The 26,099-nt window shown below is 67.1% G+C and carries 25 protein-coding genes; 9 read left to right on the top strand and 16 right to left on the bottom strand.

Features of this window, described 5'->3' with window-relative positions:
- Nucleotides 1–10 precede the first annotated feature (10 nt).
- Both AB4Y44_RS08435 and AB4Y44_RS08430 read left to right on the top strand, forming a co-directional pair.
- Nucleotides 11–733 (top strand): CoA pyrophosphatase, encoded by a 723-nt coding sequence (locus AB4Y44_RS08435; RefSeq protein WP_342921803.1) that lies wholly within the window; start codon nucleotides 11–13, stop codon nucleotides 731–733.
- A 150-nt stretch (nucleotides 734–883) separates the two neighbouring features.
- Complete coding sequence (locus tag AB4Y44_RS08430; protein ID WP_342921804.1) at nucleotides 884–1,822, top strand: CobD/CbiB family protein; 939 nt, start codon at nucleotides 884–886, stop codon at nucleotides 1,820–1,822.
- Nucleotides 1,823–1,904: 82 nt separating this feature from the next.
- Here AB4Y44_RS08430 and AB4Y44_RS08425 read toward each other — a convergent pair whose 3' ends face one another.
- From AB4Y44_RS08425 to AB4Y44_RS08415, 3 genes are read right to left on the bottom strand one after another with little or no spacing between them, the layout of a single operon-like run.
- A complete protein-coding gene (locus tag AB4Y44_RS08425) occupies nucleotides 1,905–2,228 on the bottom strand; it encodes a DUF2007 domain-containing protein (RefSeq protein ID WP_368699215.1) in 324 nt (107 codons plus the stop codon).
- Nucleotides 2,229–2,253: 25 nt separating this feature from the next.
- Nucleotides 2,254–3,195, bottom strand: coding sequence for a ribosome small subunit-dependent GTPase A (gene rsgA / locus AB4Y44_RS08420; RefSeq protein WP_368699214.1), 942 nt, complete (start codon nucleotides 3,193–3,195; stop codon nucleotides 2,254–2,256).
- Nucleotides 3,192–4,469 carry a M48 family metallopeptidase gene (locus AB4Y44_RS08415; protein ID WP_368694180.1) on the bottom strand — a complete coding sequence of 426 codons (1,278 nt, stop codon included), beginning with the start codon at nucleotides 4,467–4,469 and terminating at the stop codon, nucleotides 3,192–3,194. The genes rsgA and AB4Y44_RS08415 overlap by 4 nt, the downstream gene beginning before the upstream one ends.
- A 112-nt stretch (nucleotides 4,470–4,581) precedes the next feature.
- Between AB4Y44_RS08415 and orn the strand changes: the two genes are divergently transcribed.
- Nucleotides 4,582–5,211 carry an oligoribonuclease gene (gene orn / locus AB4Y44_RS08410; protein WP_368699213.1) on the top strand — a complete coding sequence of 210 codons (630 nt, stop codon included), beginning with the start codon at nucleotides 4,582–4,584 and terminating at the stop codon, nucleotides 5,209–5,211.
- A gap of 67 nt (nucleotides 5,212–5,278) precedes the next feature.
- Here orn and mog read toward each other — a convergent pair whose 3' ends face one another.
- On the bottom strand, nucleotides 5,279–5,902 hold the full coding sequence (gene mog / locus AB4Y44_RS08405) for a molybdopterin adenylyltransferase (RefSeq protein ID WP_324161639.1): 624 nt from the start codon (nucleotides 5,900–5,902) through the stop codon (nucleotides 5,279–5,281).
- Nucleotides 5,889–6,503 (bottom strand): ribosome biogenesis factor YjgA, encoded by a 615-nt coding sequence (gene yjgA, locus AB4Y44_RS08400; protein WP_368699212.1) that lies wholly within the window; start codon nucleotides 6,501–6,503, stop codon nucleotides 5,889–5,891. The genes mog and yjgA overlap by 14 nt, the downstream gene beginning before the upstream one ends.
- Before the next feature lie 279 nt (nucleotides 6,504–6,782).
- On the opposite strand from yjgA, the gene pmbA reads away from it, so the two are divergent.
- Complete coding sequence (gene pmbA, locus AB4Y44_RS08395; protein ID WP_342921810.1) at nucleotides 6,783–8,153, top strand: metalloprotease PmbA; 1,371 nt, start codon at nucleotides 6,783–6,785, stop codon at nucleotides 8,151–8,153.
- 95 nt (nucleotides 8,154–8,248) lie between these two features.
- On the opposite strand, the gene AB4Y44_RS08390 is transcribed toward pmbA, so the two are convergent.
- From AB4Y44_RS08390 to AB4Y44_RS08350, 9 genes are all read right to left on the bottom strand, one after another.
- The gene (locus tag AB4Y44_RS08390) at nucleotides 8,249–8,746 is read right to left on the bottom strand and encodes a dihydrofolate reductase (RefSeq protein ID WP_342921811.1); all 498 of its coding nucleotides are present in this window, start codon (nucleotides 8,744–8,746) and stop codon (nucleotides 8,249–8,251) included.
- Between the two features lie 96 nt (nucleotides 8,747–8,842).
- A complete protein-coding gene (locus tag AB4Y44_RS08385; RefSeq protein WP_368699211.1) occupies nucleotides 8,843–10,369 on the bottom strand; it encodes a sigma 54-interacting transcriptional regulator in 1,527 nt (508 codons plus the stop codon).
- A 16-nt stretch (nucleotides 10,370–10,385) separates the two neighbouring features.
- Complete coding sequence (locus AB4Y44_RS08380) at nucleotides 10,386–11,870, bottom strand: hypothetical protein (RefSeq protein WP_368699210.1); 1,485 nt, start codon at nucleotides 11,868–11,870, stop codon at nucleotides 10,386–10,388.
- 156 nt (nucleotides 11,871–12,026) lie between these two features.
- Nucleotides 12,027–12,872, bottom strand: a complete 846-nt coding sequence (locus AB4Y44_RS08375) for a peptidase C39 (RefSeq protein WP_342921814.1) — start codon at nucleotides 12,870–12,872, stop codon at nucleotides 12,027–12,029.
- Between the two features lie 13 nt (nucleotides 12,873–12,885).
- Nucleotides 12,886–13,575, bottom strand: coding sequence for a C39 family peptidase (locus tag AB4Y44_RS08370; protein WP_342921955.1), 690 nt, complete (start codon nucleotides 13,573–13,575; stop codon nucleotides 12,886–12,888).
- Between the two features lie 148 nt (nucleotides 13,576–13,723).
- Nucleotides 13,724–15,301 carry a cell wall anchor protein gene (locus tag AB4Y44_RS08365; RefSeq protein WP_342921815.1) on the bottom strand — a complete coding sequence of 526 codons (1,578 nt, stop codon included), beginning with the start codon at nucleotides 15,299–15,301 and terminating at the stop codon, nucleotides 13,724–13,726.
- Between the two features lie 27 nt (nucleotides 15,302–15,328).
- Nucleotides 15,329–15,955: a hypothetical protein gene (locus AB4Y44_RS08360; RefSeq protein ID WP_368699209.1), complete on the bottom strand. Its 627-nt coding sequence runs from the start codon at nucleotides 15,953–15,955 to the stop codon at nucleotides 15,329–15,331.
- Nucleotides 15,952–16,452, bottom strand: a complete 501-nt coding sequence (locus AB4Y44_RS08355; protein ID WP_342921817.1) for a hypothetical protein — start codon at nucleotides 16,450–16,452, stop codon at nucleotides 15,952–15,954. The genes AB4Y44_RS08360 and AB4Y44_RS08355 overlap by 4 nt, the downstream gene beginning before the upstream one ends.
- A gap of 122 nt (nucleotides 16,453–16,574) precedes the next feature.
- Nucleotides 16,575–17,120, bottom strand: a complete 546-nt coding sequence (locus AB4Y44_RS08350) for a hypothetical protein (protein ID WP_368699208.1) — start codon at nucleotides 17,118–17,120, stop codon at nucleotides 16,575–16,577.
- Nucleotides 17,121–17,668: 548 nt separating this feature from the next.
- Between AB4Y44_RS08350 and AB4Y44_RS08345 the strand changes: the two genes are divergently transcribed.
- Entirely contained in the window at nucleotides 17,669–19,054 is a 1,386-nt protein-coding gene (locus AB4Y44_RS08345) for a sigma 54-interacting transcriptional regulator (RefSeq protein WP_342921819.1), read from the top strand.
- A 313-nt stretch (nucleotides 19,055–19,367) separates the two neighbouring features.
- The gene (locus AB4Y44_RS08340; RefSeq protein ID WP_368699207.1) at nucleotides 19,368–20,339 is read left to right on the top strand and encodes a thymidylate synthase; all 972 of its coding nucleotides are present in this window, start codon (nucleotides 19,368–19,370) and stop codon (nucleotides 20,337–20,339) included.
- A gap of 96 nt (nucleotides 20,340–20,435) precedes the next feature.
- Here the strand turns inward: AB4Y44_RS08340 and AB4Y44_RS08335 are convergent, their stop codons facing one another.
- Nucleotides 20,436–23,009 (bottom strand): DUF6600 domain-containing protein, encoded by a 2,574-nt coding sequence (locus tag AB4Y44_RS08335; RefSeq protein ID WP_368699206.1) that lies wholly within the window; start codon nucleotides 23,007–23,009, stop codon nucleotides 20,436–20,438.
- A 228-nt stretch (nucleotides 23,010–23,237) separates the two neighbouring features.
- Nucleotides 23,238–23,960, bottom strand: coding sequence for a helix-turn-helix transcriptional regulator (locus tag AB4Y44_RS08330; protein WP_342921822.1), 723 nt, complete (start codon nucleotides 23,958–23,960; stop codon nucleotides 23,238–23,240).
- Between the two features lie 217 nt (nucleotides 23,961–24,177).
- On the opposite strand from AB4Y44_RS08330, the gene AB4Y44_RS08325 reads away from it, so the two are divergent.
- The 3 genes from AB4Y44_RS08325 to AB4Y44_RS08315 all read left to right on the top strand — a co-directional run bounded on the left by AB4Y44_RS08325 (nucleotide 24,178) and on the right by AB4Y44_RS08315 (nucleotide 26,097).
- Entirely contained in the window at nucleotides 24,178–24,327 is a 150-nt protein-coding gene (locus AB4Y44_RS08325) for a hypothetical protein (RefSeq protein WP_342921823.1), read from the top strand.
- A gap of 102 nt (nucleotides 24,328–24,429) precedes the next feature.
- Complete coding sequence (locus AB4Y44_RS08320) at nucleotides 24,430–25,467, top strand: helix-turn-helix domain-containing protein (protein WP_342921824.1); 1,038 nt, start codon at nucleotides 24,430–24,432, stop codon at nucleotides 25,465–25,467.
- Nucleotides 25,468–25,593: 126 nt separating this feature from the next.
- Nucleotides 25,594–26,097, top strand: a complete 504-nt coding sequence (locus AB4Y44_RS08315) for an acyl-CoA thioesterase (protein ID WP_069262939.1) — start codon at nucleotides 25,594–25,596, stop codon at nucleotides 26,095–26,097.
- Nucleotides 26,098–26,099 lie beyond the last annotated feature (2 nt).

Here is a 26,099-nt window from a genome sequence, read left to right as displayed (position 1 = left end):
GGGACGCCCGTTGATCCGCCCAGTATTTGAACCCGAAAGCCTGCCGATCGAATCGACGGGCGCGAGCCTTCCGCAGGTGGCCGCGGAACGCCTGACCGCCGCCGGCTTGCGCACGCGTTTCGAGCAGCGCCTGCCGTGGGACCCCGAACCCCAGGAAGCCCGTCTGTTCGAGATGCGCGATCCGCGCGAGGCCGCCGTGCTGATGCCCATCGCCATGCGCCCGGGCGGCCTGACCGTGCTGCTCACCCAGCGCGCCGACAACCTCAGCAATCACGCGGGCCAGGTGAGCTTTCCCGGCGGCAGCCGCGAACCTTCCGACCCCACGCCCATCGCCGCCGCGCTGCGCGAAGCGCACGAGGAAGTGAACCTCGACCCCGCGCGCGTCGAGGTGCTCGGCGCGTTGCCCGACTACCTCACCGGCACGGGCTTCAAGGTCACGCCCGTGGTCGGTCTCGTGCACGAGCCGTTCAGTCTCGCGGCGGACTCGCTCGAAGTGGCGAGCATCTTCGAGGTGCCGCTCAGCTTTCTCATGAACCCGGTGCATCACCAGGTGCGCGTGTTCCGTTGGGAAGGCGGCGAGCGGCGCTTTTATGCGATGCCGTATCCGGACCGCCATTCGCCGGACCTCAACGTGCCCGAACCCGTGATCGCTTCCGGCGTCGGGTCCTCGCACTTCATCTGGGGGGCGACGGCGGGCATGCTGCGCAACTTCTACCGCTTCCTGCTCGCGTAACACGTCTGGCGGCGCGTGCAAGCGCCGCCGTGCACTGTTGCGAGTTTGCCGCCCGAATTGCCGGCGATGGTCAGGCACATCTGGCCCTGTGATATCGTTGCAACACTTTCAAAAAACCCCTTTTGCAACCCGATCTGCACGGCGCGTCGCATGACCTTCTTTTCCGTATTGCTGGCTCTCGTCATCGAACAGGTGCGGGCGCTGTCGCCCAATAATCCGGTCATGGCGCTCGTGCGCCTCAATGCGGAGTGGGCCGCTCACGGCTTCGACGCCGGCAAGCAGAAGCATGGCCTCATCGCATGGCTCGTGGTCGTGCTGCCGTGGACGCTCGCCACGGCGCTCGTCTACTACGTGCTGTATCACATCAGCTTCGTGCTGGCGTTCCTGTGGAACGTGGTGATCGTGTACTTCACGCTCGGCTTCCGCCAGTTCAGCCACTATTTCACCGACATCCATCTCGCGCTGAACAACGACGACGTGCCGCGCGCGCGTGAAATCCTCCAGGAATGGACCGGCATCGACGCCGTGGACATGCCCGTGAGCGAGATCGTGCGCCACACGCTCATTCACGCGGTGATCGCCTCGCACCGGCACGTGTTCGGCGTGTTCTTCTGGTTTCTCGTGCCGATCGGGCCCGCGGGCGCCGTGCTGTACCGCATCGCCGAATACCTCGCGCGCGAATGGGCGCGTCCGGCCGAGGACCGCACCGAGGCGTTCTCGAACTTCGCGCAGCATGTGTTCTTCGTGATCGACTGGGTGCCGGCGCGGCTCACGTCGCTGGGTTTTGCGATCGTCGGCAACTTCGAGGACGCGATCTACGCCTGGCGCAACCACACGAACCAGTGGCCCGACACCAACGAAGGCGTGCTGCTCGCCACCGGCAGCGGCGCGCTGGGCGCGCGCCTGTCGGGCCCGCTCGCCGAGCAGTCCAGCGTCGATGCGCTCGCGCAGCCGGGCGAGGGCGGTCCGTACACAGTGGGCGACGACTGCACGCCGCGCACGCTGCAATCGGCCGTGGGCCTCGTGTGGCGCGCCGTGATCCTGTGGATGATCCTGCTGCTCATGCTGACGATCGCCGTCTGGCTCTGAGCGCCGCAGCGCAGCGCTGAGCCGTAAAAATGCAAATGGGCCGCTTCCAGCGGCCCATTTTCGTTTGGGGCAGCACCTGACGTCACTCGTCGCGCACGTCGCGATCGCGTCCGCAATTCCAGCACACGGTGAACTGCGCTTCGAGCACCTCGCCGCAGCGCGCGCAGCGCCACGTCGGCGAGCCCGGCGGCGGGCCGCTCACCGCTTCGTCGATCAGGCGCCGGGCGAGCTTTTCGTCGCGCTCGTCGACGAGCCAGAGTTCGGGCGCGCACTGCTCGGCCGGAATCTCACCCATCGCGCCGCTCAGGTAGCGGTTGTGCAGCTCGCAGGGCACGCCCGCCGTCGCCAGGATGTTCATCCAGTGCTGGGCGATCAGCAGATTCGGCGCGCGCGCGAGCTTGAGCATAGGGCCTTGGGGGGCAGGCGGCGCGTCAGCGCACGACCTGGCTGATCTCGTGGATGAGCTGCGCGTAGAGCGCCTGGCGCTCGGGCGCGATGCGGCCGTCGTCGACGGCTTGCAGAATCGCGCAGCCCGGCTCGTGCAGGTGATGGCAGTTGTAGAAGCGGCAGTGCGCGAGCAGTGGCCGGAACTCGGGGAACGCGCGCTCCAGCTTGCCTTCGGTCAGGTGATAGAGGCCGAACTCCTGGAAGCCCGGCGAGTCGATCAGCGCGCCGCCCTCGGGCAGCATGTAGAGCCGCGTGAACGTCGTGGTGTGGCGGCCGCTATTGAGCGCCGTCGAAATCTCGCGCGTGGCCGCTTCGGCGTCGGGAATCAGCAGGTTCACGAGCGTCGACTTGCCCATGCCCGACTGGCCGAGCAGGATCGTCTGATGGCCGTGCAGATGCTCGGCCAGCGTCGCGTGCGCCTCCTCGGGGCGGCCCTTCACCGACACCTCCAGCACCGTATAGCCCAGCGCGCGATAGCGCTCGAGGCGCTGGCGCGCGAGCGGCAGCGCGGCTTCGACGTCGATCTTGTTGAGCACGATGAGCGGCTTGAGGTCGTTGGCCTCGGCGGCCACGAGCGCGCGCCCGAGCAGGTCCTCGCTGAAGTGCGGCTCGGTGGCGAGCACGATCAGCAACTGGTCGAGGTTCGCCGCGAAGAGCTTCGACTTGAACTGGTCGGAGCGATAGAGCAGGTTGCGCCGCTCGCCGATCGCGACGATCACGCCCTGGTCGGCGGAAGTCGACTGATACTCGACGCGGTCGCCCACCGCGACCTCGCTCTTCTTGCCGCGCGGGAAGCACTGCAGGTGCGCGCCGCCGCCGTCGGGCGCGACGAGATAGTGGCGCCCGTGGGCGGCGATCACCACGCCGTGCAGCGTGGCGCCTGCAGCTTTTGCGTTGCCGGCGGCTTTGGTTGCGCGCCGGTTCATGCGTGCGCGAGCAGTCGGTCGATCCGCTGCGAAGCCGGCGGATGCGAGTAGTAGAACGCGGTATAGAGCGGGTCGGGCGTGAGCGTCGACGCGTTGTCCTCGTAGAGCTTCACGAGCGCGTTGACGAGATGCTGCGCGTCGGTTTGCGTGGCGGCGAAGGCGTCGGCCTCGAACTCGTGCTTGCGCGAGGAGAGGCTGCCAAGCGGCGTGACGAAGAACAGGAATACGGGCACGGCGAGGAAGAACAGCACGAGCGCGAGCCCTTCGTTGCCGCCGAGCAGCGACGGCCGCACGCCGAGACCCTCGTAGAACCACACGCGCTGCGAGAGCCAGCCGAGCAGGGCGAGCAGCGCGAGGCTGATCGCGAAGGTGACGACCATGCGCTTGATCACGTGACGGCGCTTGAAGTGGCCGAGTTCGTGCGCGAGCACGGCCTCGATCTCGCTGCCGGAGAGGCGCGCGAGCAGCGTATCGAAGAACACGATGCGCTTGGACGCGCCAAAACCCGTGAAATAGGCGTTGCCGTGCGCGGAACGGCGGCTGCCGTCCATCACGAACAGGCCCTTGGCCGCAAAGCCGCAGCGCTGCATGAGCGCCTCGATGCGCGAGCGCAGCGCTTCATCGCGCAGCGGTTCGAACTTGTTGAAGAGCGGCGCGATGAAGGTGGGGTAGAGCACCAGCACGAGCATCTGGAAGGCGACCCATACGGCCCACGTCCAGAGCCACCAGAGGCTGCCCGCCTGCTTCATGAGCCAGAGCACGACGAACAGCAGCGGAATGCCGAACGCGGCGCCGATCAGGAGCCCCTTGATGCGGTCCATGATGAAGATGCGCCTCGTCATGCGATTGAAGCCGAAGCGCTCCTCGACCACGAACTGGCGGTAGTAGTCGAGCGGCAGCTCGACCAGGCCGGAGATGGCGAGCACGGCTCCGATCAGCGCGATCTGGCCCACATATTCGCGCCCGATCGCATCAGAGATGCCGAGATCGAGCGCCTGCACGCCGCCGAGCAGCGTGAGCGCGATCAGCACCACGGCGCCGAGCACGATCTCGATCATGCCGAGGCGCGTGCGCGCGACCGTGTAGTCGGCGGCGCGCTGGTGCGCGGCGAGCGGAATGGTGGCGGTGAACTGCGCGGGCACCGCGCCGCGGTGAGCGGCCACGAAGCGGATCTGGCGCGACGCGAGCCAGAGCTTGGTCGCGACCATGGCGAGCACGCCCACGACGAAGAGCACGCTGAAGTACAGCGCAGGGGAGGGGGACAGATTAGGCATCCAGGAAGTCCGTGGTATCTATGCGACAATTATATGTTCTCGCCGGCCGGGCATCGCATCCTGTCGATGCCGCGCACGCGCCGCGCCACCAACGCTCTCCGGGTTGCCTTTCATGACTGACATTACCGCTGCCGGCGCGCCGACTATCGAGCGCACCGACATGAACCTGATCTGGCTCGATATGGAAATGACGGGCCTCGATCCCGACAACGACCGCATCATCGAGATCGCCGTGGTGGTGACGAACTCGACGCTCGACAAGCTCGTGGAAGGCCCCGTGCTGGCCATCCATCAGCCGGAGACGGTGCTCGACCGCATGGACGAATGGAACCGCAACACGCACGGCCGCTCGGGCCTCACCGAGCGCGTGCGCGCCTCGACGGTCACGGAAGACACCGCGACGGAGCAGATCATGGCGTTCCTTTCGCAATACGTGCCGCCGGGCAAGTCGCCGATGTGCGGCAACTCGATCTGCCAGGACCGCCGCTTCATGGCGCGCTGGATGCCCACGCTCGAGCGCTTCTTCCACTACCGCAACCTCGACGTGAGCACGCTCAAGGAGCTGTGCCGCCGCTGGCAGCCAACCATCTACAAGGGTTTCCAGAAGCGCGCGATGCATACGGCGCTCGCCGACATCCACGAGTCGATCGACGAACTCAAGTACTACCGCGAGCACTTCCTCGTTCCGGCGCCGGGCATCGTGCCCGACATGGCCGCGGGCGAGGCCGGTCCGGCGCTCTGAGCGCCGTTGAGATACGCAGCAGCAGCGGTTCTGCCGCTGCTGCTGCGCAATCGCTGAAGTTCGAGTATTAAGCGCGCGGCGCCCGCTGCGCGTTTTTAGGCCGGAATGCCGCCACGACGTTCGGATCGGTTTCGATATACGGGCCGCCGATCAGGTCGATGCAATACGGCACCGCAGCAAAAATACCCGGCACCTTCACGGCGCCCTGATCGTCGCGCAGGCCTTCCAGCGTTTCCTTGATCGACTTCGGCTGCCCCGGCAGGTTGATGATGAGCGCCGCGTGGTCGTCGTTTTCACGGATCACGGCAACCTGGCGCGACAGAATGGCCGTCGGCACGAAATTCAGGCTGATCTGGCGCATCTGCTCGCCAAAGCCCGGCATTTCCTTCGTCGCCACCGCAAGCGTCGCCTCGGGCGTCACGTCGCGGCGCGCCGGGCCGGTGCCGCCCGTCGTCAACACGAGGTCGCAACCGAGGCCGTCCACGAGCGCCGTGAGCGTCGCCGAGATCGTCGCCGCGTCGTCGTGGATCAGGCGCGTTTCGGCGCGCCACGGCGTTTTCAGCGCGTTGCCGAGCCACTCCATCAGCGACGGAATGCCCTTGTCCTCGTAGACGCCGCTCGTCGCGCGGTCGCTGACCGACACGAGGCCGATCACGAGTTCGTCAGGATGGCTGCGCTCAGGCTTCGTCATCTTCGCGGTCCTCGTCGGCACGCTCGTCTTCGTGGTCTTCGCCCTCGTCGGCGCCCTGGGCGCTCGCGTCCTTGATCCACTGGAACAGCTCACGGAAGGACTTGGGCGGCTTGCTTTGCTCCTGCTCGCGGCGCGCGTTGCGGATCAGCGTGCGGCCTTCCTGCGGGTCGGCCGCGGGGTGCTGGCGGATGAATTCGGTGAGCGCGGCGTCGTCCGCGAGCAGCTTGTCGCGCGTGCGCTCGATCCAGTGCAGGCGCGCCGTGGCGGCCTTGTTCACGCCGCGGTGCTCGTCGAGCTTCGTGCGCAGCGCGGCGACTTCGGCTTCGGTCAGGCCGCGCATCATGCGGCCCACGTACTGGAGCTGGCGGCGACGGCCTTCGTGGTCGGTGATGCGGCGGCACTCGTGGACGGCGTCCGCGAGGTCTTCGGTCATCGGCATGCGCTTGAGGGCGTCCTTGGGCAGTTCCACGAGGGCCTGGCCGAGTTCCTGGAGCGCTTCCATGTCGCGCTTGAGCTGCGATTTGCTCGGGCGATCGTAGCCGTTGTCGTCCTGCTCGGCGACAGCGTCGTTCATCGGTTGAATGCGGGTTTTGCGTTTCATGGGGCGTATTGTAGCGTGCGCGCGCGTGCGACTCGGGCTGGAAGGCGGCGGACGGCGGCGCCGGCGGCCCGATGTCGGGGCGGGCGTTGGTGCGGCAGTTGGCGCGGCGGTTGGTGCGAGGGACCAGGCGGCGAAAGCGCCTGTGATGCGTGTTCACATACCTTGCTATGATCGCGGGACGCGCTTTGCGAACGCAGCGCGTTCCGAAGCACCTGAACCGACACCAGCGAAACACGACATCAGCGGGCCGCACCGGCCCAATACCGGACCGTAACGACAATGGCAGCAGACATCGAAGCCCGGCAACGCTTTTTCCCGCACACCCAGGACGAGCTGAAGGAGATTGCTTCGGACATCCTGCGGCACGCCAGCGCGCTCGGCGCGAGTGACGCCGCGACCGAGATCTCCGAAGGCGACGGTTTGTCCGTTTCGGTGCGGCGCGGCGAGGTCGAGACGATCGAGCACAACCGCGACAAGATGGTCGGCGTGACCGTCTATATCGGCAACAAGCGCGGCAACGCGAGCACCTCGGATTTTTCGCCGCAGGCGCTCAAGGACACGGTGGCGGCCGCGTACAACATCGCGCGCTTCACCGCCGACGACGACTGCGCGGGCCTCGCCGAACGCGATCTGCTCGAAACCGCGCCGCGCGACCTCGACCTCTATCACCCGTGGAATCTCTCCGCCGACGAGGCCGTGGAAATCGCGCGCCGCGCCGAAGACGCGGCGTTCGCCGTCGACCCGCGCGTGAAGAACTCCGAAGGCGCAAGCGTGTCGGCACAGCATTCGCAGTTCGTGCTCGCCACCTCGGGCGGCTTCATGCACGGCTATCCGTACTCGCGCCACTACGTTTCGTGTGCGCCTATCGCCGGCGTCGGCCGCAACATGCAGCGCGACGACTGGTACACCTCGCGGCGCAGCGCGGCCGAGCTGGCGTCCCCCGAAGCCGTCGGGCGCTATGCGGCCGAACGTGCGCTTTCGCGCCTGAACGCGCGCAGCCTCGACACGCGCAAGGTGCCGGTGCTGTTCGAGGCGCCGCTCGCCGCGGGCCTGCTCGGCGCGTTCGTGCAGGCCGTGAGCGGCGGCGCGCTGTATCGCAAGACGTCGTTCCTCGTCGACAGCCTCGGCAAGCCGGTGTTCGCGCCGCACATCCAGATCGTCGAGGACCCGCATGTGCCGCGCGCGGCCGGCAGCGCGCCGTTCGACGAAGAGGGCGTGCGCACGCAGCGCCGCGAAGTCGTGAAGGACGGCATCGTGCAGGGCTATTTCCTGTCGTCGTATTCGGCGCGCAAGCTCGGCATGCAGACCACGGGCAACGCCGGCGGCTCGCACAACCTGCAGTTCCAGAGCTCGCTCACGAAGCCCGAGGACGACTTCGAGGAGATGCTGAGAAAGCTCGGCACGGGCCTGTTGCTGACCGAACTGATGGGGCAGGGCGTGAATTTCGTGACGGGCGACTATTCGCGCGGCGCGTCGGGCTTCTGGGTGGAGAACGGCAAGATCCAGTACCCGGTGGAGGAAATCACGGTGGCGTCCACGCTGCAGGAGATGTTCCACCATATCGTCGCCGTGGGCGCGGATACGCTCGCGCGCGGCACGCGTCAGACCGGTTCGGTGCTGATCGAGCGGATGACGGTGGCGGGGCAGTAAGCGCCGTTTAACGCCTTCTGCGCTGGCTCGATGAAAAACGGCACGCCCTGGCGTGCCGTTTTGCTTTTGGGGTGTCGCGCTGCGCGCCCCGTCGATCAATCCCGCCGCACGTACCGCACGAACGCGAAATCGAAGTCGTTCGGCGCATGCGCATGCAGCGTCTCGCGCGACGTTTCCTGCCACACGTCGGGGTCGGGTGCGGGGAAGGTGGCGTCGCCCTCGAAGTCCGCGGAGATTTCCGTCACCACGAGTTCGTGCGCGAGCCCGAGCCCTTCGCCGTAGAGCTGTGCGCCGCCGATCAGGAACGCCGTGGGCGCCTGGTCCTGGGCCGCGAGCGCGAGCGCCTCGTCGAGGCTCGTGGCGGTGTCGCAGCCGGGAAAGCGCTTGCCCGCGTCGCGCGTCACGACGATGTTGCGGCGGCCCGGCAAGGCGCGGCCGATCGATTCGTGGGTTTTGCGGCCCATGATGATGGGCGCGCCCATGGTGGTGCGCTTGAAGAACGCGAGGTCTTCGGGGAGCCGCCAGGGCAGCGCGTTGTCGCGGCCGATCACGCCGTTGCGGGCGCGCGCGACGATGAGGGTGAGCGTCGTCATCGAAAGGGTAGAGGTGCGAGGTTGTAAGCTGTTCGCAGCGATTCTACCTGAGCGCGCCGGGCGCCCCGGCGCGCTTCCTCCACGCGATCGGCTGTTTCAGTCCTGCCCGTCGGGCGGCAATTCCGCCTGGTTCTCCGCTTCGCCGCCAAAGAACGTCTTTTCGTCACGCAGGCCGTGCGTGCCCATCAGCCGGTAAAGCGTCACGCGCGAGATGCCCAGGTCCGCCGCGGCTTCCGTGAGCCGGTGCCGGTGCCGCAGCAGCGCCGCCTCGATCGCGCGACGCTCCGCGGCCTCGCGCGCCTGCGCGAGCGAGACGGTCTGCTGCGCGGTGAAGTGCGCGAGATCGAGATCCTCCGCCGAGATCAGCTTGCTTTCGGCCATCACGATCGCGCGGCGCACGCGGTTGATGAGTTCGCGCACGTTGCCTGGCCAGTTGTAGTTGTACAGGGCCTCGATGGCGTCAGGCGTGAAGCCGCGGATGCGGCGCGCGCTGTCCTGCTTGAACTTGTGCAGCACGTGGTGCGCGAGAATCTCGATGTCCTTGCCGCGCGCGCGCAGCGGCGGCTCGTCCACGCGCAGCACGCACAGGCGGTGAAAGAGGTCGGCGCGAAAGCGTCCGTCGCGCATGGCCGCCTCGAGATCGACGTGCGTGGCCGAGATGATGCGCACGTCCACGGGAATCTGCTCGTGGCCGCCCAGGCGTTCGATCTTGCCTTCCTGCAAAAAGCGCAGCAGGCTTGCCTGGCTTTCCAGCGGCAGGTCACCGATTTCGTCGAGAAAGAGCGTCCCGCCGTTGGCCGATTCGACGCGCCCGATCTTGCGCTGGTTCGCACCTGTGAACGCACCGCGCTCGTAGCCGAACAGTTCGGATTGCAGAAGATGATGCGGGATCGCGCCGCAGTTGATCGGCACGAAGGTCGCCTTGCGCCGCGCGGAGCGCTCGTGGATCGCGAGCGCCGTGAGTTCCTTGCCGGTGCCCGATTCGCCCGAGATGAACACCGTGGCGTCGGTGTTGGCCACCTTGCGGATCGTGCGAAAGAGCTGCTGCATCGCTTCGCAGGTGCCGACCATTTCGTCTTCGTCCTGGCTCGCGGCGGCGGCCGGCGTGTCGAGATCGCAAAGCGACACCATACCGAACGCGTGGCCCACGAGGTAGTCGAGCGTCGCATGCGCGACGGGCACGTGCACGTAGTCGAAACAGTAGTGGCGGATCAGGCGCCGCACCTCGGCGTCGGTGAGGCGCGAATCGTCGGTGAGCGCGATCCATCCCACCTGTTGCAGCCGCAGGATCGTCTCGAGGCCCGCGAACTCGCGCGGCGCGAAACCCGTGAGATCGACGATGCCGGCATAGGCCGCCTCCGGCTTCACAAGGCGCGAGGCCTCGTGCACCGTGCGCGCGGTCGCGATTTCCCAGCCGCGGCTCTTGAGGTAAGCGCACAGCAGCGGGTCGGGCGTGCGCGCGACATACAGCAAGGTGCGCTCGAGACTCGCCTCGGGCTTCGCATCGCGCGCGCGGCCGGCGTCGGGGACATCGTCGGCGAGCGGCGGTCCGCCCACGGCGAGACGCTGCCCGGCTCCGGCGAGCGGTGTCACAGTGGCGCCCAGATGTGAGGATTCGCGCACGATCGGCCTCATGTCATCAGAAGGTGTAAGGGAAACGCACGCCGACGACGAAGTTCGGTGCATCGGGCGTGAGCCCGATGGACACCGCGCCGTTGATCGTCAGGTGCTTGTTGACCACGTGATTCAGGCCGAAGTTGAGCACCGAGGCCGTCGTCTCGCTGCCCGGCACGCCGGTCCAGGTGCCGCCCGGCGACTTGGTCTTCGACTGCGGCTCGATGGCCATGGTGTACGAAATGCTTGCCGAGTCCTTGTCCGAGAAGGCGAGCGCGACGCCGCCGCCGAACTGGATGATATCGCCGAGCTTCACTTCGGCAGGCTCGGTCTGCCCGATCACCGAGGAGATGTCGGCGAACGAGCGCGAGATGTTGTACGTGTACGAGAAGCTGCCGAACAGCACCACCGGGTCGTAGGTCTTCAGCACCGAGATGCCGGCCGTGACGTTCCAGAAGCCCGTGCCCGTGGGCAGCTTGCTGGGAGCGACGAGATTGGTGTTGTCGGGCGTGATCTGCTGAACCTTGATGCCGAACGGCGAGGTGCCGGTGTCCGTCTTCACGCGCAGGCTGCCGACCACGTCGGGAATGTTGTTGGTTTCCTTCAGGAACTGGTAGTAGATCCCGAAGTTCACGTCGCCGATCGAGTTCGAATTGACCGACGCATCCGTGAGCGTGCTGGCCGAGCCGCCCGCGCCACCGACGATGAAGGTGCTGTGCCGGTAGACGTAAGGCACGTCCACATCGATGCTCATGCGGTCGGTGAGGCCGTAGCGCGTGTCGAGGTCGGCGGTGATCGTGTGCGACTTGGTCTGCCCCAGATTGATGTTGCCGAGGAAGATCGCGTCGAGGGCGAGAAAGCCTGAAAGCTGCAGCTGGCGGCGATCGTAGTAACTGTCGCTGATGCCCCAGTCCAACGTCAGCTTGTGGTCGAAGAGCGGCGCGTGCTCGCGCTGCACGACCGCTTCTTCGGCTTGCGTGCGCGCCGGCTCGGCGCTCTTTTGCGTCTCGCCCACGGTCGGGTTGTTCGGGTTCACGCCAACCGGCGCGCCCTGCTGCGGCCCGCTCGCGGCTGAGCTGCCGGTCGCGCCATTGGTCGCGCCCGCGTCGGGCGAGGGCGGGTTCACCGGCACGCCCGTGGCCGTGCCGGTGAGCGCACCCGGCGCAGTCGCGCCCGGCAGCGCCTGGGCAAGCGGCGGCAGGGGCACAGGCAGACCGTCTGCGCCCGGCTGTTCGGCGACCGTCGCGTCGGACGCAGCGTCGGGCGCACCCGCGCCCGGCATGCCGCGACCGCGTTGCGCCATTTCGAGGTTCGTCACCTGGCGCTCGAGTGACTGGATTTGCCGCTGCTGCTCGTCGACCACGCGCATGAGCGTATTCAGGCGGTCTTCGATCGACTGGCTTTGTAGCGCCTGCGCGTGGGCGGACTGCGAGAGCGCGAATAGTAGAACGGCTGCTGGAATGGCGGCCAGCGACACGTGTGGCGCGGCCGCCCTGGACATCATCTTCATTGTTCTTCCCCCGGGATCGAATGCGGGCGCCCGGCGGAACCCCCTGGTTCTACGCCCGCGCACATCGATGCTCCTCATTCAAGGTGCTGCTTCTCGCGCGGGGCCTTGCCCGCGTGGTGGTCTCCTTTGCTGGTACGTCTCGTTCCGAGCCCTCGGTTAGTGGAGATTTCGCAGCGCCTGTAATACGCCGGTCTGCCGGATCATTTGCGACGTCATCTGCTGCGTCTGCAGACTCAGTTGCAGCTGGTTGGCGACCTGCTGGTTGTTGCCTGCGACCTGGAGTAGCTGGGCGATCGCGCCGGCCTGTTGCGCGTTGCCCGGCATGATGTTCTGCGTGGCGATGCCCGCCGGCGTCTGCAGCGTCACGTTGACGCCGTTACTGCCGAACGAGATGCCCGCTCTTATGCTGCCGGTCGCGTTCGATGCCGACGCGCTCGGCTGGTTGGCCGCGCCTGGCAGACTGGCGAGCTGCGGCGCGTGGTTGTCATAGGAGATGGTTGCGGCATTGGCGCCCGTATTGCCGTTGCCGGCCACCTGGGTGATCTGCGAGACGCCGTTGACCGAGACGTTCTGGCCGCCGGTGGCCGTCGCGTTCGGGTTGGCGCCGCTGTTTGCGCCCGTGGTCCCGCCCTGCGTCGGGTCGATCACGGTTGCATAGGTCTTCACCTGCGCGCTCACCTGGTTGGCCGCGTTCTGGGCGACCGCGAGCGCGCCTTGCGCGACTGCGGTCGCGCCGTTTGGCAATTGCCATTGAGAAAGCAGGTTCAGAACGAACCCGGAAATCATGTCGCTGCCGGCATATTTGCCGGTCTGGTGCGCGAGCACGTCGTCGCCGACGGCTTCGCAGCGGATGCCTTGCGCCTGCGCGTCGGCGTTCGAGAGAAACGCCGGCATCGGTTGCGGCAAGCCGATGCCTTCAGCCGCTAGCGCACCGCTCGAAAAAGCGCAGGCGAGCGCGGAGACGGCTGCCGCGATGCCACACTGTGAGAGGTTGCGTTTCATGATTCTTCGGACTTCAGAACATGACGGCCTTATCGAGGCCGTATTCGAAGAAGGGAGTCGCCGCAGTGCCATTGAGCAAGGCTTGTTCACGCAGCTTGAGCGCGAGCGACTCGTTGTTCTGCAACAGCGGGGAGTCCTCCAGGAACGGTTTGCCGAGCACCGCGAAGACGAGTCCGTTCCATGTTTTGGCGAAGTCGTCTTCGGCGACGATACGGTTGCCGAGCGCGGGGTCCGCAATGAAGATGCGGCCGTTCTCGGCGTGCTTGACGATCACGAAGTGCTCATAGCCATCGATGTTCATGAGCACCAGCACGGGAATCTGCAGGTGGTAGAGCGCGTCGGTATTGACGCGAAAACCGCGGCCGCGCAAGCCGATCGTCTCGACGAACTTCTTCATGTCGAGCATGGAGAAGCCGTTCTTGACGACCACCTCGGGCGTGGAGAACACCATCATCTGACGGATCAGCTCAGGTTCGGGGATGTCGATGCCGTAGCCATACTTGAGCAGTGTGGCGAGTGCGGCGGCGCCGCAGCTGTAGTCATACTGCTGGCTGACGATGCTGCGATAGCGCAGGTCCCGCATCGAGTGCAGCGGCAGCTTCACCGGCACGCCGATGAGGTGGGTCGCGTCGAGCGTCGACTGCTGCGCATGCACAGGCACAAGGGCTGCGCTGGCCGAGAGCGTCAGCGCGACGACAAACATCCTTGATGCCGGGGTCGATACGGGCCCGGACATGGTGGTCTCCTACCTTCTGGTATGCGCGCCGGCTGCGGTGGGACAGCCGGCGCGCGTTGCTTGCTGCGTTTTCTGCCTGGGGCGAGCCCAGTTCCTGCAGTGCTGCCAGCCGTGCTTAGTGGCCGTTGTTCATCGCGGCGATTGCCATGCCGTTGTGCTGCAGGTTGCCGATGCCGCCGGCAATGTTCACGCCGATGTTGCCTTGCGCCCCGGTGAGCGTATTGGCGCCGAGGCTGGCCGTACCCTGGAACTGGCCGACTGCCGACATGTTGGCGTTCTGCGAGCTGTTATCCGTCGCGACCATGGCAACCGTCGAGTAGGCACCCGGGGTTGCCGTCGTCACCGAGCCGGCGAGGCTGTTGTTCTGCGCGTTGCCGATGCCCGATGCGACGTTCACGCCGACGTTGCCCGATACGTTGGCGAGCGAGCCGTCGCCGACCGACGCGTTCAGGTTGAAGTTCTTCACGTGGGCGCTACCGCTGGACGCCTGATTGTTGAAGATCTGCGCGTTGCCGAACACGTTGCCCATGTCGACAGAAGCGAGCGCGACATCGTTGCTTTGCGCGTTGTTGATGCCTTCCGCGATGTTCACGCCGAGGTTGCCCGTCACGCCGGTTGCTGCGCCGCTGCCGGTGTTGGCGTCGAGCGTGCCCGCCTGTTGTGTGTTGATATGCTGCGTGACGGAGCCGGTGGTGTGCTCGTCGACGGTGTTGAGCGAGTCGCTCACGTTGTAGCCCCAGCTCTTGCTCGAGCTCGAGCTGCGCGACGACGAGTGGCTATGCGAATCCGAGCTGGAGCTCGACGAGCTGTACATGGAAGCGTACGTGCTCGACGAGTTCTTCGACTTTTCGCTCGTGCCGTTTACGCTCGTCGAAAGCGCGGCGCTGGCCGTGCCGTCAGCATGAGCCGTATTGGCGGTCGTCGAGCTGTTGCTCGTATTCTTGTTGTTGTTCACGGACCAGGCCGCGCCGACGTTCGTCGTGTCGCTGTTGTTATGCGAGTTGGTCGTCGTGTGCGACGTGCTTTCCGAGCCGCTGAGGTTGATGCCGGCCGAGCCGTTCTTGTGGTTGCCGGTGTGCGACCACGATGCGTTGGCCTGGAGGCTGCCATTGCCGCTCTGCGACTTCGTCGACGTGTTGTTGCCTACGCTGCTGTAGCTCGTGCCAAGGGCCGCGCTGCCCGTGTCGCTATAGGTGCTGGCAGTCGTGTGGTCATGTGTGCTGCCATTGTCGGTCGCGACGTGATAGTCGGCGCTCGCGCTTGCGTTGAAGGTCTTGCTGAAGCTCGAGTTGCTCGACGAGCTCTTCGAGTTCGACGCATTGACTTGATGCGAATGCGACGAACTGCTCGACGAAGACGAACTGCTCGACTCGCTCGAGCTCGAGGACTTCGAGAAGGAATTGCTGCCTGTGCCCGTCACGCTCCACGTGGTGTTGTTCACTGTCGTGGTGATCTTGCCGCTGTTGTAGCTTTGCGCTTGCGGCAGAAGCGTGCCGCCACCGGTGGTCTGGTTGTTGTTGATGACGGCGCCGGCGGTGCTCGAAACCGAGACGCAGCCGAACAGCGTGACGAAACCTTCGATGCCGACGTATTGGGTGACGCCTGTGGCGTTAAAGAGATACGCCGAATTGGCTGCGTGGGCGGAACCTGCCGCCGACGCAAGAACTGCCGCTGCTATGAGGGTGCGCTTCATGATTTCGCTCCGATACTGAGTGGTCAGTTAAAAAAGAGTGCCCGCCGGGGGACGGAGCACAAAACTGTTTGCCGTAGCGTTACCGGCGCCGGCCGTCTGGTTCACCTGCACGAGGCCCGTCGCATTCCTGAATGCCGCATTGTCGATGCGTACCTCACGAATGCCCCCTGCCTGGGCCGTTTGCCCATGACCGCCGTTTTGAGCAGCCGCCGCGGACAGTTCCCCGTCCGAGACCGCCGCTACACCAATCGCACCACTGCTGATGAGAGCAGTGTTGCGCTGGACATTGCCCACGCCCGCCGACTGATTCACCATCATTGCGCCGTTCGTGTTTGCAAAAGCACCTGCACCAATCGTCGCGCTTGCGCCCTTGAGCTGCGCCGTGACGCTGGCGAGCTGCTCGTCGCCGTTCACGTTGATCGACACGTTGCCGGTCGTGATCGTCAGCTGGTTGGCCTGCGCGTTGTCGATGCCCGCGGTCTCGTTCACCGTGAGCGCGCCGGTGGTCGACGTGGCGGCGCCCGGGGCGATGCTCGCCGTCGCGCCGACGCTTACCTGGGCCTGCGCGGCGCTCGCGAAGGCGAGCGCCGCGCAGGCGAGCGCGCCGGAAAGCGCCGTGAGCAACGTGCGTGACGTATGGATCGAACGGCTCATTTCATGCCTCCCATGGCGCCCGTGAGCGGGGCGAGCGCGCCTGTGATCGTCGAGGAAATCGTGCCGCCGAGGCCGGCACCGACGCCGGCGCTCGCGCCGGCACCGGCCGCCACGTTCGAGCCCGTCGCGCTGCCCGTGAGAATGCGCGTGAGCGCCTGGACGCCGGCGGTTTGCGCGCTCAATGCGCCGTTTGCGTTCACGCCGCTCGAGCCGTGCGCGTTGGTGAGATCCGTGTCGGTGACGAGCGTCGCCATCGCCGGGTCGAAGCTGTTCTTGGGGAAGGTCGTCGCGCGCACGAGCACCGGGTCCTGACTCTTCGGCACATTGTCGAAAGCGCTGCGTGGCGTGATGTCACGTTCGACGATGACGTCGCCGGGGTTCGTGACCTGCTGGGCGGCCACGCCCGCCGTGACGCTCGCGGCCAGCAAGCCGCACAGGGCGGCGGCGACCTGGGCCGACCGGCGGCTGGCGCCGCGCGTCGAGTTGCGTGCTCTCATGCTGGTCTCCTCCTGGCCGGAGTCGGCGCATCGGCGCCTGGTCCGGCCCTTTCGTCCCGGCTGCGCGTGTTCGCAGCGAACCAGGACACCGCGCCGCAAGCGGCGCGGGTGCTATCTCATCGTTACTTTCTCGTGTAGCTCGCGAGGTTGCCCTGCGCGTTCTGGGTCGCGTCGACGGGGATCGGCAGCGGTGCGGGCGGTGCGATTTCGTCCCAGAGCGTCACGTTGTTGTTGCCGCGCATCAGTTGCGGGGTGGCGGCCACCATCACCATGCCGACGGCGCCGCCGCGCTGGCGCGCAAGCGTCTGGTCGTCGAGCGAGCCGATGCCCGCGAAGACACCGTCGTTGCCAAAGGTGACGGGGTCGGCCGGGGCGTGGGCGCTGGCGGCCGTAGTGCCGGCCGGGTCCGTGGCGGTCGAGGGGGCATTGCCGGCCGGCGCGCTCACTGCGAGCGCGGCGGGAACGAGTGCCGCAGGTGTTGCAGGAACGACATCCGGGGCGGCGTTGGCGACGCTGGCAACTGCGCCTCGCGCGCCAGGCGCATCATCCACCGACTGTGCGCGAGCACCGGGCGAGAGGACGAGGAGGGCGGCGGGAACGAGCATGGCGGCGCATGCACTGCCGTAGCCGATGACACTGCGCCGGACCTGCTGGATGTTGAGTCGCATGGCGTATCTCCTGGTGCGAGACATTTAGCGAAACGTGTGCCATCGCCCGCAATCCATTGATACGCTTCGAACCGCACTATTCTCTGCAAAATTTGAATGGCGGATATTCGCCAAAATGTTTCAGCGCTGAAACGTGAGGCCGTTTAAACCCGTTTGGAATGCGATATGGGTTTCAAAGGAGAACGTTTGCGCGTGAGGCGCTTAACTATTGAGAGAAAGGAAACATCCGTAATTATTTCTGCACTGACAAAATGCCGGGAAAGTGGTGGAAACATTTCCATCGGTCCCTTATCCATTCCTGCCGCATAAATTCTATCCAAGTGCCACGAGGCTATAGTAAGCTTCAGAAAAAGCCGTATTGCCTAAAAGAAAACGCCCGCAACTGGGCAAGTTGACACACACGCCACAACTCGGGGATTCACTGTCAGCAAAAGCATGCGCGTTCACTGTTTTTTCAGGTACGCGAAAGTCGCTTTTTGCTGCGTGTCTGTACATTCAGGTGCGTGCCGTCATTCCCAAACGATGGTGTTGGCAAGAGGATCTGAATAATGGAACCTGCAACGCGGCAATTGGTGTACGTGACGCGAAAACCGGTCGAAGCGTTGAACGAGCGGTTCCACGAGCGTGGCTGGCAGGTGGAGATCGTCGGCAACGCGCGGGACGCGCGGCGCGCCCTCCGTGCGGGTATGCCTGCGGGCGGGCTGCTCGATCTTTCAAGTGAATTCCATCTGCACGAAATCGGCTCGTTCGAGCCTTGCCTCACGCTGCCCAACGTCGGCTGGGTCGCGGCGACCACGACGGGGCAGTTGCAGGACGCCACGCTGCGCCGTCTGGTGCGCGATTACTGTTTCGATTACGTAACGGTCCCCTGGAACGGCGACCGGATCGTCGATTCCGTCGGCCATGCGTATGGCATGGTTTCGCTTGGCGAAGTCGCCTCGAACGACACCACGGGCGGCACCGAGGGCGAAATGGTCGGCTCGTGCGAGGCGATGCTGGCGCTGTTCCGCTCGATCCGCAAGGTCGCGCTGACCGATGCGCCGGTGTTCATCTCGGGCGAGTCGGGCACGGGCAAGGAACTCACGGCTGTGGCGATCCACGAGCGCTCGGCGCGCCGCAGCGCGCCGTTCGTGCCGATCAACTGCGGCGCCATTCCCCCGCACCTGCTGCAGTCCGAGCTGTTCGGCTACGAGCGCGGCGCGTTCACGGGCGCGAGCCAGCGCAAGGTCGGCCGGGTCGAATCGGCCAACGGCGGCACGCTCTTTCTCGACGAAATCGGCGACCTGCCCATGGAAAGCCAGGCGAGCCTGCTGCGCTTCCTGCAGGAAGGCAAGATCGAGCGCCTGGGCGGTCATCAGTCGATTCCCGTGGACGTGCGCATCATCTCGGCCACGCACGTCGACATGCGCGCGGCGATGGTGGAAGGGCGCTTTCGCCAGGATTTGTATCACCGTCTGTGCGTGCTGCAGATCGACGAGCCGCCGCTGCGCGCGCGCGGCAAGGACATCGAGCTGCTCGCGCGGCACATGCTCGAGCGCTTCAAGAAGGACGGCAGCCGGCGCCTGCGCGGCTTTTCGCCCGACGCCATCGCCGCCCTGCACAACTACAGCTGGCCCGGCAACGTGCGCGAGTTGATCAACCGCGTGCGGCGCGCCATTGTGATGTCGGAGGGCCGTGCGATCACGGCGCGCGATCTCGAACTCGGCGACTACGTCGAGGTGGTGCCGGTCTCGCTCGCCCAGGCGCGTGAAGCCGCCGAGCGCCAGGCCATCGAACTCGCGCTGCTGCGCCACCGCGGCCGCCTTGGCGACGCCGCCCAGGAGCTCGGCATCTCGCGCGTGACGCTGTACCGGCTCTTGTGCGCGCATGGCATGCGCCATATGGAAAGCGAGCCGCTCGCGCCGCATCCGGGCGGCCTGGCTTCGGGCGGTTGAGGCGGAGTGGGGCTGTTTGAGGCCGATTGACGTCGATTGAAGCGAGCGGCGCTTTCGTGCTCCGCGCATGGGGCGTGTGCCGTCGCTGTTGCCGGCCATTGCCATGGCGTTTCATCTCGCCGCGCCTTGTTGCGCCGCGAACCTGTCCCCGGGCTCGTCGTAGCCCGTTCTGCGGGCGTTGCGCCCTTGTCCCCGTCGTGTGATGGGCTTGCGCTTTCGGCGCAGCCGACCCGCAACGCGCGCGCCGGGTAAAATCCTTCTTTTCCATCCTGAATCCGAACCGGGCGCCACGTGCCCGACGAGGGAACCGCGCATGAAACAGTATCTCGAGCTCGTCCGCTCGATTCTCGACACCGGCACCTGGCAGGAAAACCGCACCGGCATCCGCACGATCAGCCAGCCGGGCGCCATGCTGCGCTTCGACCTGCAGGAAGGTTTCCCCGCGGTGACGACGAAGAAGCTGGCGTTCAAGTCTGCCGTGGGCGAGCTGATCGGATTTTTGCGCGCCTCGCGCAGCGCCGCCGACTTCCGGGCGCTCGGCTGCAAGGTCTGGGACGCCAACGCCAACGAGAACGCCCAGTGGCTCGCCAACCCGTATCGCCAGGGCACGGACGACCTGGGCGACGTGTACGGCGTGCAATGGCGGCGCTGGCCAGCTTACAAAGTGCTCGATGCCGACGCCGTCGCACAGCTCGCCGACGCGCAATCGCGCGGCTACACGCGCGTGGCAGGATTTACCGGGGATGGCCGCCCCAAGGTGCTGCTCTACAAGGCGGTGGACCAACTGCGCCAGTGCCTCGACACGATCATGAGCAACCCGGCCGACCGGCGTATTTTGTTTCATGGCTGGAATCCGGCCGTGCTCGAAGAGATCGCGCTGCCGGCTTGCCACCTGCTGTACCAGTTCCTGCCGAACCCGACGAAGCGCGAAATCTCGCTGTGCCTCTATATCCGCAGCAACGATGTGGGCCTCGGCACGCCGTTCAACCTGACCGAAGGCGCGGTGCTGCTGCACCTCGTGGGCCGGCTGACGGGTTATACGCCGCGGTGGTTCACGTACTTCATCGGCGACGCGCACATCTACGAGAACCAGCTCGATATGCTCAACGAGCAGCTGCGCCGGGAGCCGTACGCGAGCCCGCGTCTGGCCATCGCTGAGCGCGTGCCCGAGTATGCGAAAACGGGCGTCTACGAGCCTCAGTGGCTCGAAAAGGTCGAGCCGTCGGACTTCTCGCTCGTCGATTACCGGCATCATGAGCCGCTGACCGCGCCGATGGCGGTGTGAGGCGCTTGCCTCTACGTTAATGGCCGGTATGACCGCGCCATGAAAAAAGCCCGCGAATGGCGACGTTCGCGGGCTTTTTCGTTGGCGGCGCGGCGATCAGCCGTGGTGGTGATCGTCGTGGTTGCCACCGCTTGCGCGCTCGTGCGGATGAGGCGCGGGCTGCGGCTGCGGACGCGGTTGAGGCTGCGGCTGCGGACGGGCCTCCGCGTGCTGCTGCGGCTGGGGCTGAGGATGGAATTCCGGGCGCGGCTGCGGTTGCGGACGGGCTTCCGCGCGCTGCTGCGGTTGCGGTTGCGGGTGGAATTCCGGACGCGGCTGGGGCTGCGGCTGCGGACGGACCTCGGCGCGCGGCTGGGGCTGCGGCTGCGGACGGACCTCAGCACGCTGCTGCGGCTGCGGCTGCGGTTGCGGCTGCGGCTGCGGCTGCGGCTGCGGCTGCGGCTGAGCTTGCGCCTGCGGATGGAACTCGGGGCGCGCCGCGGGCTGCTGCGCCGGCCGCGCCTCGGCTTGCGGCGGCATCTGCGGGCCGTGCTGCGCCGCGGCCGACTCGGGCATCCGTTGCTGCGCTTGCGGCTGCGGCTGGCCATGCGCCGCGTCACGCTGCGCCTGCATCGCGGCGGCGGGCGGCCGGCCCGCCTCGTTGGCCCCCGGCTGGCCGCGCGTGGCCATCGGCGCGTGCGGCTGCGTCCAGGCAGGCTGATGCGCTTCACCGTGCGCCGCGTTCGCTACATTCGCCGCGTTCATTGCGCCCGGACCGGGCTGGCCGGCTGCGGGCGCGCCGCCTTCGGGCCGGCCCGCAAACTGTGGCGGGCGCGGCACGCCATGTTCCTGCGCGGCGGCCGGCGGCACGCCCGGCTGGCCATGCTCGGCGCCGCGCGGCATGGCGTTGGCGGCCGCGGCGCCCGGTTGGGCCGCGCCGCCGGGCATACCCGGACGGCCGGCTTGCGCCTGCGGGGCAGCCGGCCTGCCCGCCGCACCGAGCACCGGTGAATGCGGCGGCACGACGCGCACGTTCTGCGCGGGCCACGCGCCTTGAGCCGCCCGAGCGAACGGCGAGGAGGGCGCATGCGACGGCGCCGAGACGCGCACCACGGGCGCGCCCGCACCCGGCACCGTGCCGCCGGTGTGGGCGAAGCGCTGCGCGAGGTTGTCGCGGAACGCGGGCGGTGCGACCGGCGCGCGCGTGGCCACGACCTGGCGCTGATTGAGCGTCGCGGGCGGCCGGTAATCGGCGCGGCGCATATTGGGCCCGAAGCTGCCCTTCACAGGCGCGATGCCGGGCGTGCCCGGGTCGATGCGCGCATTGCGCCATTGCCGCGGATCGACACGCTGCGCGAACCGCGAGACCGGCTGACCGTGGACGAACGCCGTGGCCGGCACCGCCGTCACTGCACCCGGCGCGCGATAGTTCACGTAGGTGTTGTGAACGTTGATATTCGTGATGTTGACGTCGCGCCGGTAGTTGTTGACGACGACGGTCTGGTTCACGCGCTCGTAGTAGTGCGGGCTCCAGCCGCCCCAGTGCGGATGCCACGGCTCGCCCGGCCCGAGCGCGAACCACGCGACGCCCGCGGCCGCGACGCCGCCTACCGCGAGGTTGACACCCCAGTCCGTGCCGCCGTCTCCGCCGCCCACGAACGCGACCAGCGCCGGCGCATAGACGGGCGGCGCGCTCTCGACGATCGGCCCCGGCACCCATGCCCACGAGTCGTCGACGTAAGCCCAGCGTCCATAGTGGTACGGCGCGAAGCCCCAGGGCGCGTCATCGACCCAGGTCCAGCCCCACGGCGCCTGCCAGACCCAGTGGCCGTCGTGATACGGCGCCCAGCCCGTGGGCACCGAGTTCGGCGTCCAGACTTCGCCGTACTGCGGATCGTTGCGCCACGTGCCGTTGTTGTCGAGGTCCTGGTAGCCCGGGACGTCGCGCGAGACGTAGCGCGCCGAGACCGAGCGGTCCTCGGCGGCGTCGCGCGCGAGCCCCCACTGGTCGAAGGCGTCCGGCGGCGGCGTCTGGTCGCTCGCCACCTGCTGCAGGTCGGTGCCGGCGAAGCGGATCTGCTGGCCGGCCGTCATCGGCGTCTGACCGTTTTCGCCGTACACGGTCACGCTCCCGTTACGCACGGTGACGGTCGTGCTGCTGCCGTCGGGTGCCACATCCACGCGATAGTCGCCGGGGCTCGTCACGCCGAGTGCGAGGTTCGGCGTGTCGATTTCATACGAACTGCCGGGCGGCACTTCGCGCACACGCGTCGAGAGCGTGCCCTGCGCGATCTTGAGCTGCGCGGTTTGATCGTCGAGATTGAGGACGTCGAGGCTCGTTTGCGCGCCGAGGCGCACCGCCGTCGAGCCGATGTGCAGTTCCGAGCGCCCATTGGCGTCGTTCCAGAGCTGGTCGCCGGTCGTGAGCGGGCGGTTCAGCTGCGCGTACGACCAGTCGCTGGCGCCGGCCGGCTCGGTGGTCACGGCGCCGGCCATGTAGTCCAGACGCGCGACGCGGCTCGGCGGATCGCCGCCCGTGGCAGCGGGAGCGGTCGCGGCGTCGGGCGGCGCCGCCTGCGCGAACACCGCGGGCGCGGCGGCGAGGTTCAGCGCCGCGAGCGCGGCGAGCGCAAACAGCGTGCGGCGCGAGGTGCGCCGAAACTGGGTGATCGTAGGTGTGCGCGTCGTCATCGTTGTTCTCCTGTCGCTGGGATTTGGCGCTTTGATACCGCAGCGTTTAGCGCTGTCCCATGCAGGGCACTGTATCCGGCGGGCTTGTTTCCATGCTCACGGATTTGTTAAGGCTTATGCACCAGATGTAACAGAACGTGTGACCGCAGGCGAAACGCGCATTTTTGCGCGCGAAATCGGCGATTTTGTCGGGTATTTGTCAGCTAATTCGACGAGCGCACGCGGTGTTCAGGCGCCGGCGATCGCGTCGAACTCGCGCTGTCCCTTGGGCGTGATGCGCAACACGCGCGGGCGGCTCGTGCGCTCGATCCAGCCCCCCTGCGTCCACGAATCGAGCAACGCCGCGCCGAGTGCGCCGCCCAGGTGCGGCCTGCGCTCGCTCCAGTCGAGGCAGGTGCAGGCGAAACGGCGCCGCCGCGTGCGCAACGCCGCCACGTCCACGCCCCAGGCCGCAAGACGCGTCGCGCCCGCGGGCGTGGCTTCGAGCGTGTCGCCGTCGCGCACCAGCAGGCCGCCGTCCACGAGGCGCTCGAAGACCTGCACGGCCACTTCGCCGGCCATGTGGTCGTAGCAGGTGCGCGCATGGCGCATCTCGAGCGGCACCGTGCGCGCGGGGCGCGGCGCCGGGCGCTGCGAGGTGACGGCGTTGGACACCTGCGCGACGTTCATGAGCGCCTCGATCGCCGCGGCGATCTCGGGGTTGGCGATGCGGTAGTAGCGATGGCGGCCGCGCACGTCGAGCGCGAGGAGCCCGCCGTCGGTCAGGCGCGCGAGGTGGCCGCTCGCCGCCGAAGGCGACAGGCCCGCGATCATCGTGAGTTCGCCCGCGGGCCGCGCGCTGCCATCCATCAGCGCCCACAGCATGGCGGCGCGGCCGGGATCGGCGAGCAGGGCGGCAACGCGTGCGAGGCCAGGGAAGTGGCTCGATTCGTCGGTGGCGGGGAGGTTCATGGCGGCTCCTTCGTGACTTGCGATGGCGGCTGATGTCGCCCACACCGGTACTTTAGCGAAGTCTCGCATTCGACGTTTCAGTCTGCGATGAAGTATCGATTGCAGGCGTTCGATGGCCCCCGCGATGGGGCCGAAGTATTGTCTGCGGCGGTGCGTACTGCGGCGCGCAGGAGCCGCGCGCTAAAATTGTCTCTTCACGCAACTGGCTCGGCCTTTTATGAAACGCTTTCTGGCTCTTTTTGCCGCCGCCGCGCTCGCCGCCTTGTGCGCCGCCTGTGCAGGCGGTTCCGCGCCGCCGTCGTCGAGCGGCGCGAGCGGCATCACGATGTACGGCACGATCGACGAGGGCATCACGTTCCACAAGTGAGCGGCCGGGCATCATCTGGCAGTATTTGATGTTACTCTGACCTGACTGCCAAACGCGCGCGTGCGATGATGCGGACACATCGTCAGCATCGAGTCCGCCGCCATGCCGTCTCAGCCCCTGTCCCCAACGCCCGCACGCCATGTCGTGTTCGCCGTCGCGCCCGAGCTCGTGCTGCTCGACGCCTGCGGCCCCGTCGAGGCGTTCTGGCGCGCCGAGCTGGCGATGCGCGCCGCGAGCGGCATAAGCGGCGGCGAGTCCTGCGCCTACCGCACGACGCTCGCCTCGGTCGCCGGCGGCGTGCTGCCCACCTTCGCGGGCATGCCCATCGTCACCGAGCGGCTCGACACGCTCGACCCCGCCACGATCGACACGCTGATCGTGCCCGGCATCCCTATCTACGACACTACGGACGACAGCACCACGCTGCAACCCGAACTCGTCGCCTGGATCGCGGCGGCCGCGCCGTACGCGCGCCGCGTCGCCTCGGTCTGCACGGGCGCGTTCTATCTCGCCGCGACGGGCCTGCTCGACGGCCGCCGCGCCGCCACGCACTGGCGCAACGCCGCCCAGCTCGCGCGCCGCTTTCCCCGCGTCGAAGTCGACCCCGAGCCGATTTTCATCCGCGACGAGCGCGACGGCCGCGCGGTGTGGACGTCGGCGGGCGTGACGGCGGGCATCGATCTCGCGCTCGCGCTGATCGAGGAGGACTGCGGCCATGCGGTCGCGATGCAGGCGGCGCGCCGCCTCGTCGTGTTCATGAAGCGGCCCGGCGGCCAGTCGCAGTTCAGCGAGGCGCTCACGGCTCAGGCCAGCGCGGGCGCGGAGTTCGACGCGCTGCACGGCTGGATGGCCGCCAATCTGCACGGCGAGCTCAGCGTCGAGCGCCTCGCCGAAGAAGCGCGCATGAGCCCGCGCACGTTCGCGCGCCGCTATGTCGATGCGGTGGGGCGCACGCCGGCGCGCACGGTCGCGGCGATGCGCGTGGAGGCCGCCGCGCACGCGCTCGTGCAGTCGCGCCGGCCGCTCAAGCGTATTGCGGCCGACTGCGGTTTCGGCACCGAGCAGAATCTGCGGCGCGCGTTCGAAAGGTCTTACGGCGTGCTGCCGCTCGATTACCGGGCGCGATTCGCGGCGAACTAAAAACATTGCAGATGGCGTTTCGCAAACGGCTGCGACCGTCTGTCTTATTGCGCTCGTATAATCGACGCCTCCTTACCCCACCATACGAGCCGCCGTACGCGGCTTTACGCCATGAGCCAAGCCGAGATGAAGACGCCTACCCAGCCGCTGGACCGTTCGGAAACGACGTTCCGGTTCCTCGCCGAGCCGACTTCGGTGAACTTCGGCGGCAAAGTGCACGGCGGTGCGCTGATGAAGTGGATCGACGAGACGGCCTATGCGTGCGCCGCGGTCTGGTCCGGCCGCTATTGCGTGACGGTGAGCGTGGGCAATATCCGCTTTCGCCGGCCGATTCTCGTCGGCAACATGGTCGAGTTGCGCGCGCGTGTGGTCGCCACGGGCCGCACATCGATGCATATTCACATCACCGTGCACGCCGGCGATCCGAAGAGCGGCCAGCTGCGCCTCACCACGGACTGCCTGATCGTGTTCGTGGCCGTCGACGAAAACGGCAACCCGATTCCCGTGCCGACCTACGTGCCGGAAACGGACGAGCAGAAGCGCCTCGCGAAGTACGCGCTCGACGTGAAGGAAGCGCTCGACGCGATCGTCGAACTCAAGCCCGAGGAAGTCGCGAAAGGCCAGGTTTAAGC

Origin of the sequence: Paraburkholderia sp. BR10937, assembly GCF_040965695.1 — a bacterium.
GTDB lineage: Bacteria > Pseudomonadota > Gammaproteobacteria > Burkholderiales > Burkholderiaceae > Paraburkholderia.
This window is presented reverse-complemented; position numbering and strand designations above follow the sequence as displayed.